Source organism: Acidovorax sp. Q11 (assembly GCF_054950075.1).
Map to the genome: position 1 here is coordinate 256,443 of NZ_JBUDZG010000001.1, position 19,125 is coordinate 275,567.

General features: G+C 67.7%; 13 protein-coding genes. 5 read left to right on the forward strand and 8 right to left on the reverse strand.

The window, feature by feature from the left end; genetic code table 11:
• Positions 1-5 precede the first annotated feature (5 nt).
• The 5 genes from ACYZGB_RS01190 to ACYZGB_RS01210 all read left to right on the forward strand — a co-directional run bounded on the left by ACYZGB_RS01190 (position 6) and on the right by ACYZGB_RS01210 (position 5,622).
• A complete protein-coding gene (locus tag ACYZGB_RS01190) occupies positions 6-1,184 on the forward strand; it encodes an MFS transporter (RefSeq protein WP_462386350.1) in 1,179 nt (392 codons plus the stop codon).
• Positions 1,185-1,309: 125 nt separating this feature from the next.
• Entirely contained in the window at positions 1,310-1,867 is a 558-nt protein-coding gene (ssb, locus tag ACYZGB_RS01195; RefSeq protein WP_462386351.1) for a single-stranded DNA-binding protein, read from the forward strand.
• A 344-nt stretch (positions 1,868-2,211) separates the two neighbouring features.
• On the forward strand, positions 2,212-2,787 hold the full coding sequence (locus ACYZGB_RS01200; RefSeq protein WP_462386352.1) for a hypothetical protein: 576 nt from the start codon (positions 2,212-2,214) through the stop codon (positions 2,785-2,787).
• A gap of 96 nt (positions 2,788-2,883) precedes the next feature.
• Positions 2,884-3,597: a Bax inhibitor-1/YccA family protein gene (locus tag ACYZGB_RS01205; protein WP_462386354.1), complete on the forward strand. Its 714-nt coding sequence runs from the start codon at positions 2,884-2,886 to the stop codon at positions 3,595-3,597.
• A 381-nt stretch (positions 3,598-3,978) separates the two neighbouring features.
• Entirely contained in the window at positions 3,979-5,622 is a 1,644-nt protein-coding gene (locus ACYZGB_RS01210; RefSeq protein ID WP_462386612.1) for a hypothetical protein, read from the forward strand.
• A 126-nt stretch (positions 5,623-5,748) separates the two neighbouring features.
• Here the strand turns inward: ACYZGB_RS01210 and ACYZGB_RS01215 are convergent, their stop codons facing one another.
• From ACYZGB_RS01215 to ACYZGB_RS01250, 8 genes are all read right to left on the reverse strand, one after another.
• Complete coding sequence (locus tag ACYZGB_RS01215) at positions 5,749-10,077, reverse strand: cellulose biosynthesis protein BcsC (RefSeq protein WP_462386356.1); 4,329 nt, start codon at positions 10,075-10,077, stop codon at positions 5,749-5,751.
• Positions 10,078-10,165: 88 nt separating this feature from the next.
• Positions 10,166-12,490: a cellulose biosynthesis cyclic di-GMP-binding regulatory protein BcsB gene (gene bcsB / locus ACYZGB_RS01220; RefSeq protein ID WP_462386357.1), complete on the reverse strand. Its 2,325-nt coding sequence runs from the start codon at positions 12,488-12,490 to the stop codon at positions 10,166-10,168.
• A 55-nt stretch (positions 12,491-12,545) separates the two neighbouring features.
• Positions 12,546-14,732: a UDP-forming cellulose synthase catalytic subunit gene (bcsA, locus tag ACYZGB_RS01225; protein ID WP_462386359.1), complete on the reverse strand. Its 2,187-nt coding sequence runs from the start codon at positions 14,730-14,732 to the stop codon at positions 12,546-12,548.
• Positions 14,729-15,511, reverse strand: coding sequence for a cellulose biosynthesis protein BcsQ (gene bcsQ / locus ACYZGB_RS01230; protein WP_462386361.1), 783 nt, complete (start codon positions 15,509-15,511; stop codon positions 14,729-14,731). The genes bcsA and bcsQ overlap by 4 nt, the downstream gene beginning before the upstream one ends.
• Positions 15,508-16,131 carry a cellulose biosynthesis protein BcsP gene (bcsP, locus tag ACYZGB_RS01235; protein ID WP_462386362.1) on the reverse strand — a complete coding sequence of 208 codons (624 nt, stop codon included), beginning with the start codon at positions 16,129-16,131 and terminating at the stop codon, positions 15,508-15,510. Before bcsP ends, bcsQ begins: the two co-directional genes overlap by 4 nt.
• 46 nt (positions 16,132-16,177) lie before the next feature.
• Positions 16,178-16,654 carry a cellulose biosynthesis protein BcsD gene (gene bcsD, locus ACYZGB_RS01240; RefSeq protein WP_462386363.1) on the reverse strand — a complete coding sequence of 159 codons (477 nt, stop codon included), beginning with the start codon at positions 16,652-16,654 and terminating at the stop codon, positions 16,178-16,180.
• A 307-nt stretch (positions 16,655-16,961) separates the two neighbouring features.
• Complete coding sequence (mnmA, locus tag ACYZGB_RS01245) at positions 16,962-18,080, reverse strand: tRNA 2-thiouridine(34) synthase MnmA (RefSeq protein WP_462386364.1); 1,119 nt, start codon at positions 18,078-18,080, stop codon at positions 16,962-16,964.
• Positions 18,081-18,097: 17 nt separating this feature from the next.
• Positions 18,098-19,018, reverse strand: coding sequence for a LysR family transcriptional regulator (locus ACYZGB_RS01250; protein WP_462386366.1), 921 nt, complete (start codon positions 19,016-19,018; stop codon positions 18,098-18,100).
• Positions 19,019-19,125 lie beyond the last annotated feature (107 nt).

Below are 19,125 nucleotides of genomic sequence, written 5' to 3' on the forward strand. Positions count from 1 at the left end.
CCCCCATGACCGCACTGGAGCGCCGCTCCAGCGTGAGCCTGGCCCTCATCTTTGCGCTGCGCATGCTGGGTCTGTTCCTGGTGCTGCCCGTGTTTGCGCTCGAAGCCCGCAAGTACCCCGGGGGCGACGACCCGGCGCTGGTGGGCCTGGCCATGGGCATCTATGGCCTCACGCAGGCGGTGCTGCAGTTGCCGCTGGGCATCGCGTCCGACAGGTTTGGCCGCAAGCGGGTGATCGTCCTGGGCCTGCTGGTGTTTGCGGCGGGCAGCCTGCTGGCCGCACTGGCCGATTCGCTCACCGGGCTGCTGGTGGGCCGCGCGCTGCAGGGCGCGGGGGCCGTGTCGGCCGCCGTGACGGCCCTGCTGGCCGATCAGACCCGCGACGCCGTGCGCACCAAGGCCATGGCGCTGGTGGGCGGCAGCATTGGCCTGATGTTTGCCGTGGCGCTGGTGCTGGCGCCCGTGCTCACGGCCCAGGTCGGGCTGGCCGGGCTGTTTGGCCTCACCTGCGCGCTGGCGCTGGCCGGTGTGGCGGTGGTGGTGTGGTGGGTACCCCCGGAACCCACCCAGCACCAGAACGCCCCCCGGGGGCGGCTGGCCGAGGTGTGGACCCAGCCCGACCTGCTGCGCCTGAACCTGGGCGTGTTTGTGCTCCACACGGTGCAGCTGTCCATGTGGGTGGCCGTGCCTGCCCTGCTGGTGCAGGCGGGGCTGGCCAAGGACGCGCACTGGCAGGTGTACCTGCCCGCGGTGGTGTTGTCGTTTGGAGCCATGGGCGGCCTGTTTGCGCTGGAGCGCGCCGGGCGCCTGCGCGCCGCCCTGCTGGGGGCGATTGCGCTGGTGCTGGTGGTGCAGGCGGGGCTGGGGCTGCTGGCGGCCAGCGGACGGCCCGCCACGCTGTGGGTACTGGGGCCACTGCTCTTCCTGTTCTTCTGCGGCTTCAATGCACTGGAAGCCAGCCAGCCCAGCCTGGTGTCGCGCATGGCGCCGCCGCAGTTGCGCGGCGCGGCGCTGGGCACCTACAACACCCTGCAGTCGCTGGGCCTGTTTGCAGGGGGCGCCCTGGGCGGCGCGCTGGTGAAATGGGCCGGGGCCCCGGGGTTGTTTGCGGCCACTGCCGCCCTCACGGCCCTGTGGCTGGTGCTGACCTGGCCCCTGCGCCCCGTGGGGCGCGGCGGGCACTGACCCGGGGGAGCAGCCGTGCCCCAGGGGCTTCCCCTGCCCCCCGGTTGCGGCACAATGGCGCGTTTGGCGCCCGGAATCCCTCTCCAAATCCGGCGCTTTCCTCCTTTTAAGGCAAAGACAGCACCATGGCATCCGTAAACAAAGTCATCATCGTCGGCAACCTGGGCCGCGACCCCGAAATGCGCACTTTCCCCAGTGGCGACCAGGTGGCCAACGTGACGATTGCCACCACCGACAAGTGGAAAGACAAGCAGTCCGGCGAAATGAAGGAAGCCACCGAGTGGCACCGCGTGGTCTTCAATGGCCGCTTGGCCGAAATCGCCGGCCAGTACCTGCGCAAGGGCTCGCAGGTGTATGTGGAAGGCAGCCTGCGCACCCGCAAGTGGACTGACCAGAGCGGCGTTGAAAAGTACAGCACCGAGATCCGCGCCGACCAGATGCAGATGCTGGGCAGCCGCCAGGGCATGGGCGGTGGCGGCCAGGGTGGTGGTGGCCAGCAAGGCGGCGGCTACGACGATGGCTACGGTGGCGACCAGGGCGGTTACGACCAGGCTCCGCGCCGCGCCGCTCCCGCACCCCGGCCCATGGCAGCGCCTGTGCCACGCCCCACCCCCGCGCCCGTGGCACAGGCCCCGCGCGCGGCGTCCGGCTTTGACGACATGGACGACGACATTCCGTTCTGAAGCCAGCCCAGCAACGGCTCGAACCGAGGCCCACACCCGCAAGGTGTGGGCCTTTTTCTTTGGGGGCTGCACTTCAAAACGTAGCAACTCGCAACAAGAATCACTTCGCCTGGCACGCAAAATCCGCGCGCGCCCTTGGCCGCCAGCCTGCTTTTACAACGGGGCGCAGGCGCGCCGCTTCGCCATTTTGTCCAGTGCGGCAGCGCCGCGACAGGCCAACAACTTCTTACATCCGATACGGAAATTTCGCAGATCATCGCGGCCTTGCTCGCAAAGAGGCGCAAAGCCCGGCGGCAAGCAGTTACCAAAAATCAATATTCCAACTGAAGAGAGAGAGGGTTGCCATGCCTGGATTCGTCCGCAAGATTCTGATTTTCATCACCGGCTACGCCTGGCTGCTGCTGTTGGCCGGGCCCGGCCTGATCGGGCTGTCGCTGTACAGCGGCTGGAAGGCTGACGGGGACCACGCCTACGTGGCGCGCGAAAGCCTGCAGACCGTGTCGGGCACTGTGACGCAGGCCTCCGAAGTCACCGTCAAGCGCAAGCGCCGCGCCACCAAGAAGTACTACGAAATCAGCGTGCAACCCGACACCGCCGGTGCCGAGGTGCGCAAGCTGCGCATCGACTACAGCACGCCGCAGCAGCTGGTGGGCAACCTGATCGACGAGAAGGTCACGGCCCTGGTGGACAGCAGCGACAACGACCTGGTCTACGAAGTGTCGGCAGGCGGCACGACCGTCATCAGCTACGACACCACCAAGCAGCGCCTGCAGGCCGAGGCCACGTCGTCGGCCCAGTCCTTCAGCGGCGCGGGCACCTGGATCCTGGCGATCCTGCTCACGCTGGTGGGCGCTGCCGGTGTCTGGTCCAACCGCAAGCTGCGCGCGGCCGATGAGGCCCAGCAGCTGGCCGCCGCCTGACGGCACCATTCCATAACAAAGAGAGGGAGGGAGGGGCGCCCATGCGGCGCTCCTCCTGAGTTTTTTGCACACGCAGATCCAAAGGAGGACATCACCATGAACCCCAACGCACTTTCACCGCAGACCCCGTCCGGCGCGCCCATGGAGCGCCGCGACTTCATCGTCTCGACCTACAAGCACCTGGGCGTGGCCATGCTGGCTTTTGTCGTACTGTCGGCCGTGCTGATGGCGAGCGGCTTTTCCAACACCACGGCCAAGATGCTGATGGCCAGTGGCAACAAGTTCATCTGGCTGGGCGTGATGGGCGCCTTCATGCTGGTGGGCTGGCTGGCCTCCCACCTGGCCGACAACGCCGAGAGCCCGCAGACCCAGCTCATGGGCCTGGGCATCTATGTGCTGGCAGAGGGCCTGATCTTCGCGCCCATGTTCGGCATCGCCCAGCTGGTGGCGCCCGGCGCCATTGGTGCGGCGGGCTTCATCACGCTGCTGCTGGTGGGTGCACTCACCTGGACGGCGTTCAGCACCAAGACGGACTTCTCCTTCCTGGGCGGCGTCCTCAAGGTAGCTGGCCTGGTGGCGCTGGGCACCATCATCGCGGGCGCCATCTTCGGCTTCAAGCTGGGCATCTGGTTCTCGGGGATCATGGTGCTGTTTGCAGGCGCCTGCGTGCTGTACGACACCTCGCGCATCATCCACGACTACCCCGCCGACCGCCCCGCCGGTGCCGCACTGCACCTGTTTGCGTCGATTGCGCTGATGCTCTGGTATGTGCTGCGCATCCTGATCAGCCTGGCGACCAACGACGATTGAAGCCACGGCAGCGCCCGCGCCGGGCACACGCAGAAGAAGCCGGAGCCCACTATGGGCACCGGCTTTTTTAGCGTGTGGCCAGGAAAAAATGAAGAAAATCGGCCTCTGCGCGCGACCCATTTCATTTTTTAGCTATCAAATATATAGCAACCCAATTCCCTCAGGCTGTGGGGCCACCGGCTGCACGCTGCAGCCCAGGCCACGCCACCCACTGCTGGCACAATTCGATACAGCCAAGCGCCCCCCTGCGCCCATGCGGGCTGTGGCCCAGTGCCGTTGGCAGCGGGCACGCAGTGTGCAAGGCTTGCGCCACGGGCCCCGCCCTGGCGGGGGCTGGCGCCTTCTTCTTTTCACCACCTACTGACCCTGTCCTTGTCCAACATGCGTAGTCAATACTTCTGGTTTCCCTTGGCCTGTGCCGCGCTGCTTGCCAGTTGCGGCGGGGGCTCGTCCGATGGCGAAGACGTGGGCCCCGCCCCGGGCGTGCAGCAGTACCCCGGCGGTGTGTGGGAAGGCACCGTGGGCACGGGCGCGGCGCAGCGCCAAGTGGTGGGCTACATCGACCCCGGCCCACAGGGCACTGGCGGCGAGTTCTACCTGGCCCGCGAGGCCCCGGGTGCAGCGGGTTTTGATGCGCTGTATGGGCGCCTGAACGTGAGCGTCACCTCGGTGCTGGCCACCGGCGTCACGTATTTCTCGGTGCAGGACGGCAAGTTCGCCACCGGTCTGACCTTGCGCGGCACGGCCTCGAACAGCGGCAAGATCGGCCGCACCGATGCCATCAGCGGCAACTACAGCGACCCGGTGCAGACGGCCGCCGCCTCGGGCGCCACCGTGCCGCTGAAGCTGGCCTACAGCAGCCTCAACTTCCACACCGCCAGTGCCAGCCTGATCGAGGGCACCTACCGGGGCACGGGCCTGTTTGGCGGCGGCTGGGTGCTCACCGTCACGCCCCAGGGCCAGCTCTCGGGTCGCATCGGCGGCTGCCTGGCCACAGGCTCGGCCACGCCGCGCGCGGCCGGCTCGCCCCTGTACTCGCTCACCATCAACCTCTCTGGCGACACCACCTCCTGTGGCGCCACGGGCACACAGCAGTCGGGCATTGCGGCGCTGCGCTTCGACGCGGCCGGTGTGCCCAACGGCATCTGGGCCTTCACGCGCAATGCCACGGGCACCGACAACACCTACACCCTCAACGGCATTGCCGACCCGCGCACCCCCGTGCCGCCGTCGGCCACGCCGCTGTCGGTCGCAGGCAACTGGCAAGGTTCGTTCACACTGCCCACGGGCGTGATTGGTGACACCACGGTGTGGGGCAGCGTGCTGCCCGATGGCGGCCTGTTCTTCTATACCAACAGCAGCCTGGACCACAACGCGCTGTATGGCCGCCTGATCCGCTACGAGAACAACGCCACAAACAACCGCTTCGTGACCGCCAATGACGGCGTGTTCTTCAACCGCCTGCTGGGCAACACCGGCACCTACAACGAGGCCGTTCTGATCGATGGCACGCTGCAAAGCAGCAATGGCTCTGGCAATGCCAGCCTGTTCAGCGGCAGCTTCAGCTACCCCACGCAGCCGGGCGGCTTCCCCACGCGCTTCAGCGTGACGCCCGACCCCTTGTACGCACTGCCTGCAGGCAAGGTCGCCACCACGGCCATGATCGTGGGCACTTACAAGATGGCGGGCACCGGCTTTGGTGGAGACACCACGACGCTGAAGGTGTTTGCCGATGGCGCGATCACCGGCCTCACCACCAGTGGCTGCGAGGTGGCGGGCAAGCTGCTGGGCGAACTGGGCAGCGGGCTGAACCTGTACCGCGTGGAAGCGTTTGGCTACCTCAAGAGCCCCAACGGCCCCATCACCTGCGAGCTGGCATCGGGCCCGCCCCAGTCCGGCTCGGCATCGGCACAGTTTGATGCCAACGGCAATGTGATCGGCCTGCGCATCCTGGCCGCCGGGCTCTCGGTGGCGGGCACCCGTGCACGCACGGTGTTTGTGGGCGCCAAGCAGCTCACGCCGTAAGCGCCAGGTTCAGCCCCTCGCACCAGTGGCGAGGGGCTGAAACCAAAAAAAGGGCCCGTTGCGCGGTGTGCGCAACGGGCCCTTTTTGCTGGGGTGTGGACTGCCGGGCGACAACCCGGCCCTGGCTCAGTTGGCGTAGGGCGAGCGCAGCGGGTTGACCGGGAACACCTGCAGGCCGTTGTAGGGCTGGAAGGCGTAGCGCACATACAGCCCGCCCGCGAACTCGCGGTAGTTGCGGGCATTGTTGAGCGCCAGGTGGCCCCCCAGGAACACCTGCGGGTGCATCTGGTACTCCATGGCGGCACCCAGGTTGTAGCCCAGGCCCGTGCGCGACTGGCCGGGGTAGATGGCCGTGGCGCCGGTTTCGCCAAACGCCAGGGCGTCGCTGGCGGCCAGCACGGCCGCCGCCTGGCGCGAGGGGCTGTTGGGGAAGTAGGGGGCCGCGTCTTCCTTGAAGTACTGCACGCCCACCGAGCCCTTGAGCTGGTAGGACAGGCGGCCATTGCGCTGGGCCCATTCCACAGGGAGCCCGAACGACACAAACTGCTGCGGGCTGAAGTAGCCCCCATGGCCCACGGTGAAGTAGCGCAGGTTGCGCTGGTAGGACAGCCCGGAGAAGCTCAGCCCGGCGGTGAGGTCGGCGTTGGAGGTGCGGTGCACATGCCAGTACATGCCGCCGCCCAGCTCGGCGCGCGCGTTGCTGCGCACCCGCGTACCGGTGATGCCGTGCAGGGAGCCATAGCCGTACAGGCCCAGCTCGCCGTCGTCCCAGGTCATGTCAATGCGGCCCCCCGTGGCCGACACACCGCCCCAGCGGTCGCCGGTGCGGGCGTCGCGGGCCCCGGCGAACGAGAGCAGGCTGTCATTCACGGGGCGGCGCGAGAGGTCCACCGCCATGGTCAGCTGGTCATTGAGGGCCATGCGGTAGCGCACGCCCCCGGTGACATCCGACTGGCCAAAACCCAGCGGGGTGCTGCCAATGTCGGCCTTGAGCCCGCCGGATTCATAGCCCACGCTCACGCCGATGCCACTGTCGCTTTGCGAACCCGGCGCGCGCAGCGGCATGTCGAGTGCCGTGACGGGGCCGCCGCCAAACCGGCTCTGGGTGCCATAGGGCGTGCCGGGGGCCCCGGCGCTGGCCCCGGTGGGGGTGACGCCCAGGACCAGGTGGCCATCGCCCACACTCATCTTGAGCTGCACGGGGGCTTCGATCTCGGACAGCTGGCTCATGCCCGCCTCGCCCTGGCGCGCACGGGCCGTGGCGCCCACCGAGAACGAGGAGATCTGGCTTTGCTGCACCTCACGCAGCTCATCGCGCACGGTGCGTGGGCGTGTGGGGTCGGGCACGGTGCCCAGGGTGCCTGCGGTGGCCCAGGCGGATGGCTGGGGTGCCACGGCAGCACGCTGTGCCGCCGTGGAGGCGGGCAACGGCAGGCTGCCATAGCTGGCTGCCGAGGCCTGTGCCGGGGCGATGTAGCCCGCAGAGGCGACAGGCGCAATAGGCACCATGGGCGCCACAGGCGCAGCCGCCAACGGGGCTGGGGACGCAGGCACCACACGCCCGGTGGGCTGGGGGGCCGCCCGGGAGACCGTCCCGGCGCTGCGCTGGCCGTTGGCAGCAGGCAATGGCACTGTGGCTGCACCCACGGCCGGGCTGGCGGCTTCCGGGTAATAGCTCGCCGGGGTCATGGGCGGGGCCTGCAAAGGCAGGGGCAGCGCCTGGGCAAACCGGCTGGCCCCGGCCGGGTCGGGGATGTAGAGCCCCGCAGGTGCATTGCTGCGCGCCACGGGCTGCGGTGCGTACTGCATGGGCGTGTAACCCACGGGGGAGCGCGCCACGGCGGCAGCGCCCGGTACAACCAGCCCGCCACCCGCACGCTGAGGCTGCAGCCCGGCACGCTGGGCAAAGGGGTTGCCCGAGCGCCCGGGTCCTGCTGCCACGCCGCTGGCGGCCAGCACCGCATCGCGCTGGGCGTTTTCGGCGGCCACGGCGGCGGTGAAGAATTCGGTGGCCTTGGTGTTCTTGCCCTGCGCGCGATACAGGCGCCCGGCCGCCGTCAGCACCTCGGGGTCGCGCGGTGCGCGTGCCAGCGCCACGGACAGCAGCGACTCGGCATAGGCATAGTCCTTGGCCCCCGTGGCCATGGCTGCGGTCTGCAGCAGCAGGGGCACGTCGGTGGGCGAGCGCTCCAGCAGCCGCGCGTACAGCGCCTGGGCGGGCGCGTAGTCATTGTTAGCCGCATACATGCGGGCCAGGGCCGCCATGGCCAGGGGCTCGTCAGGCTGCTCGGCCAGCAGCGGAGCGAGGGTGTCATAGGCCGCCACCAGGTCGCCTGCCTCGCGCAGGCCATCGGCCTGGCGCACGATGTAGGCGCGGCGGATGTCCGCGAAACTGCGGCGCTCGCGCTCGCTCATGGGGGCATTCTGCAGCTGGCGCAGGATGCCTGACAGCTCCACGTCCTGCTGCGTCTTGAGCAACGTGGCGGCGTACTGCAAGCGCAGCCCCACATCGGGGCGGGGCGTGCGCGCCAGCACCTGGCGCACCATTCCCAAAGCGCGCTGGGGATCGCCTGCATCGGCGTAGGCCAGGGCCAGCGCGCCCAGCAGTTCGGTGTCCTGCGTGGCGAAGGATTCGGCCTGGGCCAGGGTGGCCAGCGCTTCGGACTGTCGGCCCTCGGCCGCCAGCGCCGACGCGGCAGCCGCCTGCACATGCACCCAGACCCGCTTTTGCAGCGCAGCAATGTCGCGCGTGCGGTGTTTTTCGGGAATGCGGTCAAGCAGCGCCAGCGCCCCCGGCCAGTCGCCGGCCTCGGACGCCAGCAGCGCGCCGGCATACAGCGCTTCGGGCATGTTGGGGTTGGACAGCAGCAAGCCGTCCATCACGCCCCGGGCCTCGGCCACGGCACCCAGGCGCAGGTACAGGCGGGCGAGGTCCAGGCGCACCCAGGGGCTGGCCGGGTCGTTCAGCAGCGCATCTTCCAGCGCTGCGCGCGCGGCGGCCATGTCGCCACGCTCCGTGGCCGCACGGGCCTGGCCCAGGGCCTGCGCAGCGCGCAGGCGCCCCAGAGCGCCGACCTTTTCCTGCTGCGAGGGTGAGAGCTTCTCGACCAGGGCCAGTGCCTCGGCGGCCTTGTTGTTCTGGGCGAGCACGCCCACCAGGCCCCGCACAGCGTCAGGGTTGTCGGCCTGCCGCGCCAGCACCCGGCGATAGGCGGCTTCGGCCGCGTCGTACTGGCCGGCTTCCACCAGCAGGTCGGCCAGATCGGTCTCGGCCGTCACTTCTGCAGGGTTGAGGCGCACAGCCTGCTCCAGCGTGCGGCGCGCGGCGGCGGTGTCACCCCGCTCGCGCTCGCTGGTGGCCTGCTCGACCAGGCTCCAGTAGGTGGCGCTGTCCAGCGCCTGTTTCCAGCGCGCGGCCGAGCCAGCGCGCGAGGCACGCTCCAGCAGGCCCCGGGCATCGGCAAACCGCTCCTGGCGCAACCGCAGGATGCCCAGCCCCCCCAGGGCGTCGCCGTCGCTGGGGCGCGCTTCGAGCACCTGCAGGAACGCAGCTTCTGCCGCGTCCAGCTCGCCATCCTCCAGCGCCTGGAACCCGGCCGTGGTGCGCAGGCGCAGCGGGTCTGTCGCCACAGGGCGGGCGGCAACCTGCCCCTGCTTCTGCAGGTTCTGGGCCTGGGTCAGGCGTGTCTGCACGGCGGTGTCGCCGGGGTTCGCACGCAGGAATTCCTGGTACAGCGGGATGTCCGCCGAGCGGTTGCCCGTCCAGGCCAGCGCCTTGCGCCAGCTCTCGGTGGCAGCCTTGCCCACATCGGGGCGGCCCGCCAGGCGTGCCAGCTGCGCGATGCCATCGCGGCGGGTGGATTCGCGGTAGGTCAGGTGCTGGGCCAGGGCCAGCGCAATCTGCGGGTCTTCGGGTGATTCCTGCGCCAGGCGGCTGAGGCCCCGGCGGGCTTCGTCCCAGCCACCGGCCGTGGCGCCCAGGGTCTGGTAATACTCCAGCGCCAGCGGCCCGGTGGGGGGGCGCTCGCCCAGCGCGGCCTGGTAGGTGCTCAGCGCCTGGCTGGCCTGGCCGCTGCGGGCCTGCTGGCGCGCGGTCTCGATCTGGGGTGCGCTGCGCCCAGTGCGGATGGACTCCTGCAACCGGCTCACCAGCGGGCTGCGCGGATGCGCCGCCTGCAGCTGCGTCAGGTAGCGCTGCGCACCGTCGGGGCGCTGGGCGTTCAGTTCGACCAGCGCCATGCCATACAGCGCCTGGGCGTTCTGCGGGTTCAGGCGCAGCAGCTTCTGCCAGGCCTCGCCGGCGCGCTCGGTATCGCCGCGCTCCTGCCAATATTGCCCCTGGTCCAGCAGGGTCTGCTCGGCCCCGGTCTGGGCCCAGGCGGCAGCGGGTGCCATCAGCGAGGCCAGCAGCCCCATGGCGAGTGTGTGGTGGTGACGACGACGTTTGGAGGACATGCCTACCTTCTCCCTGCGAGTCTCCCGGCCGCCAGGGCCGGGAGGGTGTTGCGTGATTCCGAATCAGCGGGGCGTGCCACGCACGGCCTCAGCCCTTCTTTTGCTGCTTCAACCGGGCGCGTGCACGGGCCCGCAGCGACAGGTACATGATGATGGCCACCAGCACCGCCGCCGAGACCCCCAGCAGGATCAGCAGCAGCGGATTGCGCGACAGGTACCACTGCGCGTACAGCAGCGGCCCCAGCTGGCCCACATGGTAGTTTTTCTCGGCCACCAGGCTGTCCACCTGCTTGCCCCGGATCACCGTGGTGCTGCCCTGCACCTTGGTGACCGCGTCGGCATCCAGCAGCGCATCCATCACCTGGGCCAGGCCCGCAGGCTGGTTGCTGGCCACCAGCACCACGCTGCGACCGCTGCGCAGGGGCGATTCAAACCCCGCAATGAACGCGTCGGTGCTGCTGCTGGAAAACGCTACCTGGCTGCGGTGCGCGCGGGTGCCGGATTCGTCCTCGAAGCCCCACCAGCGCAGCATCCGCTGGGCCAGGTCCGCGAGCTGGAAGCTCTTGGCATCGCCCTGCAACGCCGCCGGAATGGCGCTGGCCCACTGCTTGAGCAGGGGCTGGTTGCCACCGCCCGAGGAGATGACCAGCAGGTCCTTGTCGCCCAGGCGCTCGACCTGCTGGGCCTGCGCCACCGTCACGCCCAGGGCCGGGAACCCCGTGACGCGGCCCATGAGGCCCATGAGCCCCAGGTAGGTGCCCAGCTCCTGCACGCCCGGCCTGTCGGGCATGACCACGGCCGACTCCGACAGGTCGGCCATGCGGGTGAACGGAAAACCGGCATTGCCGAACGCGGCCAGGTCTGGCATCGCAATGAAGTGCGGGAAGCCGGAGATGTCGATGGTGGAATCTGCCTCCACCGAGCCCCGCACATTGTCCAGCGGCACGTCCTTGCAGGCACCCTGCTTGACCACGTCGTAGTAGTAGTGCATTTGCAGCTGCGACTGGGCAGGCAGCTTGAACAGCGGGATGTGAAGCTTCTCGCGCTCGGGTACCGTTTCGCCTGCGGGCATCACCTTGGTGAACCAGCGGTCGAGCGTGCCTTGTTCTTCATGGTTCACAGCCCGCAGGGGCAGCGAGCGCAGGAACTGCTGGTTCACGTTGATGTTGAGCGTGGACTTGTCGGCGTTGGGGCGCGGTGTGTAGCGGTAGCGCAGGTCCACCGGAATGCCCTTCTGGCGCCAGCCAAACAGATCGGGCGGCAGGAAGAAGTTCACGCGGATCAGATCGGGCGAGTAGCCGGACACATTGAGCGCCTGGGCCTCGGCCAGTTCGCCAAATTTCACGGGCCGGTCGCTGGCCAGCCAGTTGGGGGCGTCGTAGGGCTTGCGGGGCTTCAGCTCGGTGACTTCGGTGATGCGTGCGAGCGGACCCGACAGGGCCGAGGAGCCAATCGCCAGAGCCTTGGCCGCCACAGCCAGCTCGGCATCGTCGCGCCCCATGACCAGCAACAGCTTGCCATTGCGGTCGGCCGGGTGGCTGACCACGGCCACGGTGGGGCCGGAGATTTCGGGCAGCGACAGGCCTGCGGGCGCCTGCGCCCGGCCAGCCACCATCACCACGGCGTTGCCACGCGCAGGCAGCTCGCCAATGAGGGACGGGAACTTCGCGCCACGGAAACCCGCCAGCGCGCCAAACCACGACGACATCGTGCCCGCCGCCTGCAGGGTGCCCGCATTGGGCGCGGCATTGAACACGATGGGGAGTTCCAGCGGCCGCACGTCCCGGCGGTCAAAGAAGGGCTGGGGCAGCAGCGCCAGGTCGTTGGTCTGCGCCACCGGGGCCACCGTCAACTCCAGCACGCTATCGTTGCCGATGTTGGCCCACAGGCTGGAGTGCAGCGGGTCTTCGCACTCCATGGTGTAGTGGCCGATGAGCTGCAGGTTCAGCCGGTTGAACTCGGTGATGAGGCGCGGCGGGATGGTGATCTCGCGCTGCAGGTTCTCACCGGCCTGCTGGGTGGTCACAGGAATCGTGGCCGCCACCTGCTCGTTCACCAGCACCTTGATGTGCGACAGGTTGGTGAGCAGCGCAGGCGAATACGAGTAATTGAGCTTGAGCTTGGCGCCAACCACCACCTCATCGTTGCGCACGCTGAAGGCCACGCCGCTGGTGCCATCCACCCCCCGCAGCTGCAGCGGGAACAGCGCGCCCAGCTCCTTGAGGCTGGCGCGGTGCACACGCACCCCCGACTCGGCGGGCGGCACAGCCACAGGGGCCGGTGCGGCAAGCGGTGCGGGGGCGGCTGCCAGCTGCGAAACGGGCGCTGCAGCCCCCGCCAGCACCAGGGCGAGCATGGCAGGCAGCATGCGCTGGCGTGGCAGCCGCGCTGTCGGACGTCGTGTGGAAATCATGGTGAGGGAGAAGTCTTGGAAAACAGGGAAAGGCTGAGAGCGTGTTGTGCACGCTCTAGCGGGGCTTGAGGGACTTGAAAGCTGTGGCGGTCAGCTGCCCCATGCCACGCAGCCCGATCACGATCACGCTCTTGAGCGAACGCAGCGGCTTGTCGCGCTGGCCCGTGCCCCAGGTGGCGATCCAGGCGTCGGCGCGCGCAAAGGTGAGCGAGGCCAGCTCGGCCTGCTGGTGCAGGCTGAGGTTGTCGAATTTCACACCCAGGCGCCCCTTGCCGCTGAACGTGACGATGGCCGGGAAAACGCCTTCTTCGTCCGAGCGGAACAGCGACACCGCCAGGCGGCTGCCCATGGGAATATCGACATCGGGCGGCACCGCCAGCCCCAGGCCATGCTGCGAGAAGTCTTCGGTCTTGCACACCAGGGTGCGGCCATTCTCGAAACGAATCACCGCTGGCAGGCTGGCCGCCACGCGCGGCGTGCCCCGGATCTGGCGCGTCTCGCTGGCCACGGCCACGCTGGCACCGAGCAAGATGATGTTGTAGACGGTCCACACCATGTTGATGACCAGCGTGGTGGTTTCGTCCCCGGCCGACGAGAACAGCTTCCAGACCCCGACCGCCATGCCGACCAGATTGATCAGCAACAGCACCACGTAGGGGCGGGCGATGGTCCAGTCGAAATAGGCTTTTTCGATCACCCCGCCCTTGGCCGTGACGTTGAACTTGCCCAGCTTGGGATTGATGGCGGCCACCAGCACGGGCCGCATGATGTACCAGGCCAGCACCGACTCGTACACCTCGTTCCAGAACGAATGGCGAAAGCGCCCCTGGATGCGCGAGTTGGTCACGCTGGCATGGGCCAGGTGTGGCAGGGCATAGGCCGTGATCATCAGCGCGGACGCCTGGAACACATGCGCACCAAAAAACAGGTAAGCCAGTGGCGCTGTCAGAAACACCAGGCGTGGCAGGCCGTAGAAGAAGTGCAGCATCGCGTTGAGGTAACACAGCCGCTGGCCGAAGTGCAGCCCCTTGCCGAACAGCGGGTTGTCGGTGCGCGCGATCTGCGCCATGCCCCGCGCCCAGCGGATGCGCTGGCCCACATGGCCCGACAGGCTCTCGGTGGCCAGGCCTGCCGCCTGCGGCACTTCGAGGTAGGCCGTGTTGTAGCCCAGGCGGCTGAGCTTGAGCGCGGTGTGCGCGTCCTCGGTCACGGTCTCCACCGCGATGCCACCCACCTCCAGCAGCTCCTTGCGGCGGATGATGGCGCAGGAGCCGCAGAAGAACGAGGCATTCCACAGATCATTGCCGTCCTGCACGATGCCGTAGAACAGCTCGCCCTCGTTGGGCATGCGGTGGAAAGTGTCCAGGTTGCGCTCGAAGGGGTCGGGCGAGAAGAAGACGTGGGGCGTCTGCAGCATCACCAGGTTCGTGTCCTTGAAGAACCAGCCCATGCACACCTGCAGGAAGGAGCGCGTGGGGATGTGGTCGCAGTCAAAGATGGCGATGTACTCGGAATGCGTGACCTTGAGCGCCGCATTGATGTTGCCCGCCTTGGCGTGGTGGTTGTTGTCGCGGATGAGGTAGCCCACGCCCAGCTCTTCACAGAACTCGCGGAATTCGGTGCGGCGGCCGTCGTCGAGCACATACACATGCAGGCGGTCTTTGGGCCAGTCCAGGCTCATGGCCGAAAACACCGTCTGGCGCACCACTTCCAGCGGCTCGTTGTAGCTGGGGATGAACACATCCACACTGGGCCAGGTGCTCACATCCGTCGGCATGGGCACGGGGCGGCGCTGCAGCGGCCAGGCGGTCTGGAAGTAGCCGATGAGCAACACCGCAAACGCATACAGCTCGGCCAGCACCAGCCCATAGCCAAAGGCCGCATCCATCCAGTGGGTAAAACCGATGGTGTCGGTGAAGCGCCAGTAGATGTAACGCGACGACGCCGAAATCGACAACACGATCATGGCCAGCGTGGACAGGCGCCCTGGGGTCTTGCTCAGCAGCAGCGCAGCCGCAAACGAGCCCAGGGAGAAGAGGATCTGCCCCTGCAGGTCCAGCGGCACGCTGATGACCAGCCCCATCAGCAGCGCGCTGAACACCACGGCCACCACGCGGGCCGTGGGGTGTTGCCAGATCTCCCAGCCCGTGATGGCATGCACCACCGTGCGCCAATGCGCCTGCGGGCTGTGGGAATCGGCGTCGGCAACTTCGTCGGCCTGGGGCCGCTGGTCCACGCTCATCGCGCTGCCCCCGGCAGTGGCCAGCCCAGGCGCTGTGCCAGCACCTGCGCACATTTGCGCAGGTCGTCGGCCGCCTGGCCATGGGTGTCGTACTCCAGCACGCTCTGGTCATAGGCCAGGGCCTCGCGCACCGCCTGGTCTTCGTGGATCACGCCGATCAGCCGGTCGCCCAGGCTGTCCTGCATCACACGGGTGATGTCCTTGGACAACTGGCGCGCACCATCGGCCTGGTTCAGCACATGCAGGGTGCCGGCAAAATCGGGGCGTGGTGTGCAATAGGTATGTACCAGGCGCTGCATCAGGGCCAGCGCCGCATACGACGCTGCATCGGGCAGGTTGACCACTACCACCACCTGGGCCGCCGTAAGCGCCTGCTGCATGTAGGCCGAGGGGCCCGGCGGCGTGTCGATGAACACCAGCGCATCGGGGGGCAGATCCAGGCTTTGCAGCTGCTGCGCGAGCCAGTCGGGATGGGCCTCCAGGTGCCGCTCAAAGGCCACGCGATCGGCCTCGTTCACCACCCCGTAGGGCAGCACATGCACCCCTGAAGGACTTTGCTGGCAGACCGAACCCCAGCTGTCGCCCGACAGGCTGGCGCGGGACACCCCGGCAAGGGCACCCGGGTCGGCCCCGAAATGCAGGCCCAACGCGTTCTGCGGGTCCAGGTCCACCACCAGCACCGTCGGCGCGCCCTGGTGCTGCAGCGCCGTGGCCAGGTTCGCAGTCAGGGTCGTTTTGCCCACACCGCCTTTGGCAGAAACAACGGCAACCACCTTCATGGCTGGCCCTTGCGAGGCTGCCAGGTGGCAGCAGGACGGGGCTGCGGCGATCCGGCCAGGCGCGCAAACACAGACGGAAGGTCTGCGGGCAGAGGGTCTGGTGGCGCAGCGGGCGCATCGCGCAGGGTGGTTGCAGCAGACGCATGCAGGCCGGCCAGCCCCGCCAGCGGGGAGCGCGCAGCGAGTGCGGGAGCGGACGCAGAGGGTGCCAAGGGTGCTGCTGCCTGGGCCATCGCAGGCGCAGTCGCAGTCGCAGTCGCAGAAACGGGCAGCGGGGCAGGTGCGGCGGCTGGTTGTGGCGCCGTGGCGGCGCCCCACAACGGCGCAGGGCTGTCACCGGCCCTCGGCGCAGCGGGCTGCGTCCAGCCTGCGGGAGCGGGCCCGCTGGCGACTGGCGCAGCCGGGTTCTGTGGCGCAAGGGCTGGGGTTGAGGCTGCCAAGCCGCCGGGGCGGCGGTCCACCGCAGGCACGTCCCCGCTCACAGCCCCCCGAACGGCGGACACCAGCGGCCAGCGTTCACTGGAGCGCTGCTGCTCCTGCTTGCGGGCCAGCTCCTGGTAGGGGTCGGCCTTGCCTCCGAACTGCTGGAAGAGGTTCACGATATCGTCTGATTGCTTCACGGGTCACCGCCAATAGCAAAACGTGGAAAACCGAAACCCGCAGGGCTCAGCGTGCCAGCTGGAAATGGATGCAGCCCCAGGCGTCCGCCGGGGCGGACTGGGCCACGCGGAGCTGGGCGGCGCCAGCCTGCTCGAACCAGCTCTGGTAAACCCCTTCGAGGAAGCCCCCGGACCATGGCGCATGGCCCGGCCCGAAAGCCGCCGACAAGGGCGAGAGGTCGTGGTGGATGTCCAGCTGCGCTGCAGCCTGGTGCAGGCGGACTCCGCCCCAGCCGATGCGGTCCCACACGGCTGCCATGCTGTGCTGCAGGTCATCCAGGGTGGCACATGCGGGCAGGGGGTGTTCGGCCGCAAACCGCGCGCCCACCCGGAACATCAGCGCGCGCAGGTCTTCAGGTGGCAGCGCGGCAGCAAACTCGGCCGCCAGGGCCTGCAGGAACCCCCTCCATTGCACGGTGCACTGCTGATCGATGAGGCGTTGGGTGATGTCGGGGTTGGCTGGCAGGGAAGCAGTTGAAAACATGGCGTGCGCACGAGCAAGCTTCGGGCCCGATTCGGCGGCCCTCGCGGGGGTGGACTCAAGGGAGATACCCCATGCATCGACTGATACATGTGGTTTCAAACAGGTTGTGCGGAATTCTAGGAGGCTTGCCCCAAAAAATGCGCTTTCAGTCGCCAAGCCAAAGGTCAACTTCCTTGAACGGCACCCTCCATGCCGATGTGTGTGGGCACAACACCACACAATATAAACAAAGACTATTACAAAACAATTTCAATAGTCAATTTGCCCATCTGGACCGCAAAAAATCCACCGCACGAGCACACAGGAATCAGGGGGCAGCGACCTGGATCACCCCACCTCCAAGGCACACCTCCCCGTCATACAGCACCGCACTCTGTCCGGGGGTCACGGCCCACTGGGCCTCGGGGAAACGGAGGGCAAAGCCTTCGGGTGCGGCCTCCAGGGTGCAGGCCGCATCCTGCTGGCGGTAACGCGTCTTGGCGGCGTAGGTGCCCGGTGCCGGTGCTCGCCCTGCGCACCAACTCACATCCTGCGCCACCAGATGGTGCGACAGCAGCCAGGGGTGGTCATGTCCCTGGACCACACGCAGCGTGTTCTTCTCCAGGTCCTTGCGGGCCACAAACCAGGGCTCGTGCGCGCCCCCACCACGTTGCGCCCCCTTTTCCTTCACCCCGCCAATGCCCAGGCCCTGGCGCTGGCCCAGCGTGTAGAAGGACAAGCCCACATGCTTGCCCAGGCTGCGGCCCCGGTCGTCCAGGATGGGGCCCGGCGCATGGCTGATGTAGCGGTTCAAAAACTCGCGGAATGGCCGCTCGCCAATGAAGCAGATGCCGGTCGAATCCTTCTTCTTGGCGTTGGGCAGGCCAATTTCCTCGGCGATGCGGCGCACCTCGGTCTTGCGCAGCTCGCCCACAGGGAACAGGGTCTTGGCCAGCTGCGCCTGATTCAGGCGGTGCAAAAAGTAGCTCTGGTCCTTGGAGGGGTCCAGCCCCTTGAGCAACTCGAACAGACCGGAGGTGGTGTTCTGGCGTACGCGGGCATAGTGGCCCGTGGCAATCTTCTCGGCACCCAGGCGCATGGCGTGGTCCAGAAAAGCCTTGAACTTGATCTCAGCGTTGCACAACACGTCCGGGTTCGGCGTGCGGCCCGCCTGGTACTCGCGCAGGAACTCGGCAAACACACGGTCCTTGTAGTCGGCGGCGAAGTTCACATGCTCGATCTCGATGCCGATCACATCGGCCACGGCGGCGGCGTCCACGAAGTCGATGTTGGACGAGCAATACTCGCTGTCGTCATCGTCTTCCCAGTTTTTCATGAAGATGCCGACGACCTCGTGGCCCTGCTTTTTGAGCAGGTACGCGGTCACGGCCGAGTCCACGCCGCCGGAGAGGCCGACGACGACGCGGTGTTTGGTGGGTGCTGTCATTGCCCCGATTGTATTTTTCAGGCGGCCACCGTCTTGCGCGGCCGCACAGAACGCGTAGCGACCAAGAGGTCATACAGCTGCTGCGCGGCGGGCGACAGGGTTTTGCCCCGGCGTTTGATGAGTCCCATCTGCCGCGTGACGATGGGCTCCACCAACGGAATACTCACCAGTGTGGGATGGTCCTTGCCCGGCATGGCCAGGCTGGGCACGGCCGCCACGCCCAGACCCGCCTCCACCAGGCCCAGCAGCGTGGTCACGTGCTTGGCCTCGTACAGGCACTGCGGCCGGTCGGGCACGTTGGCCAGCGCCAGGTCCATGAGCAGGCGGTTGCCCGAGGTCTTGCCCACCGACATGAAGTCGTGCTGGCCCAGCTCGGCCCAGCTCACCTTCTTGCGCCGCGCCAGCACATGGTCGCGCCGGCAGGCAGCCACAAAGCGCTCGGCCAGCACGGGCTTGAACTCGATTTCGGCCTCCTGGCTGCCAATGAAGTTCAGGCCAAAGTCCGCATCGCCCTGGGCCACAGCCACCAGCACCTCATTGGCGCTGGCGTCGTGCACCTTCACGCGGATTTTCGGAAAGCGCTCGTGGTAGCGCTTGACCACCTGCGGCAAGAAGTAGTACACGGCCGAGGGCACGCAGGCAATCGTCACCTCGCCCATGCGGCGCGCGGCCACATCGCCCAGGCCCATGAGCATGCCGTCCAGGTCGTCGAGCCACACACGGGTCTTGCGCGCAAAGTCGCGGCCCACGGCCGTGAGCGTGACGCGGCGCGTGGTGCGGTCGAGCAGTCGCACGCCCAGCGCGTCTCCGAGTTTGTCGATGCGGCGGCTGAACGCAGGCTGCGACAGGTGGATGGCCTCGGCGGCAGCGCGAAAGCTCTGCAGCTCGGCCACAGCGGCAAAGGCCTGGATATCGGCGAGGTCGAACTTGTTGTTCATCAGGGCTTCCTCCAAGGGAATTCACGGCTTCTTCGGCATTGCAAGCCATGCATCAAACGTTCAGAACATTGCAATTCACGGACGTGATTGGAGCATGTAAAAGCAGC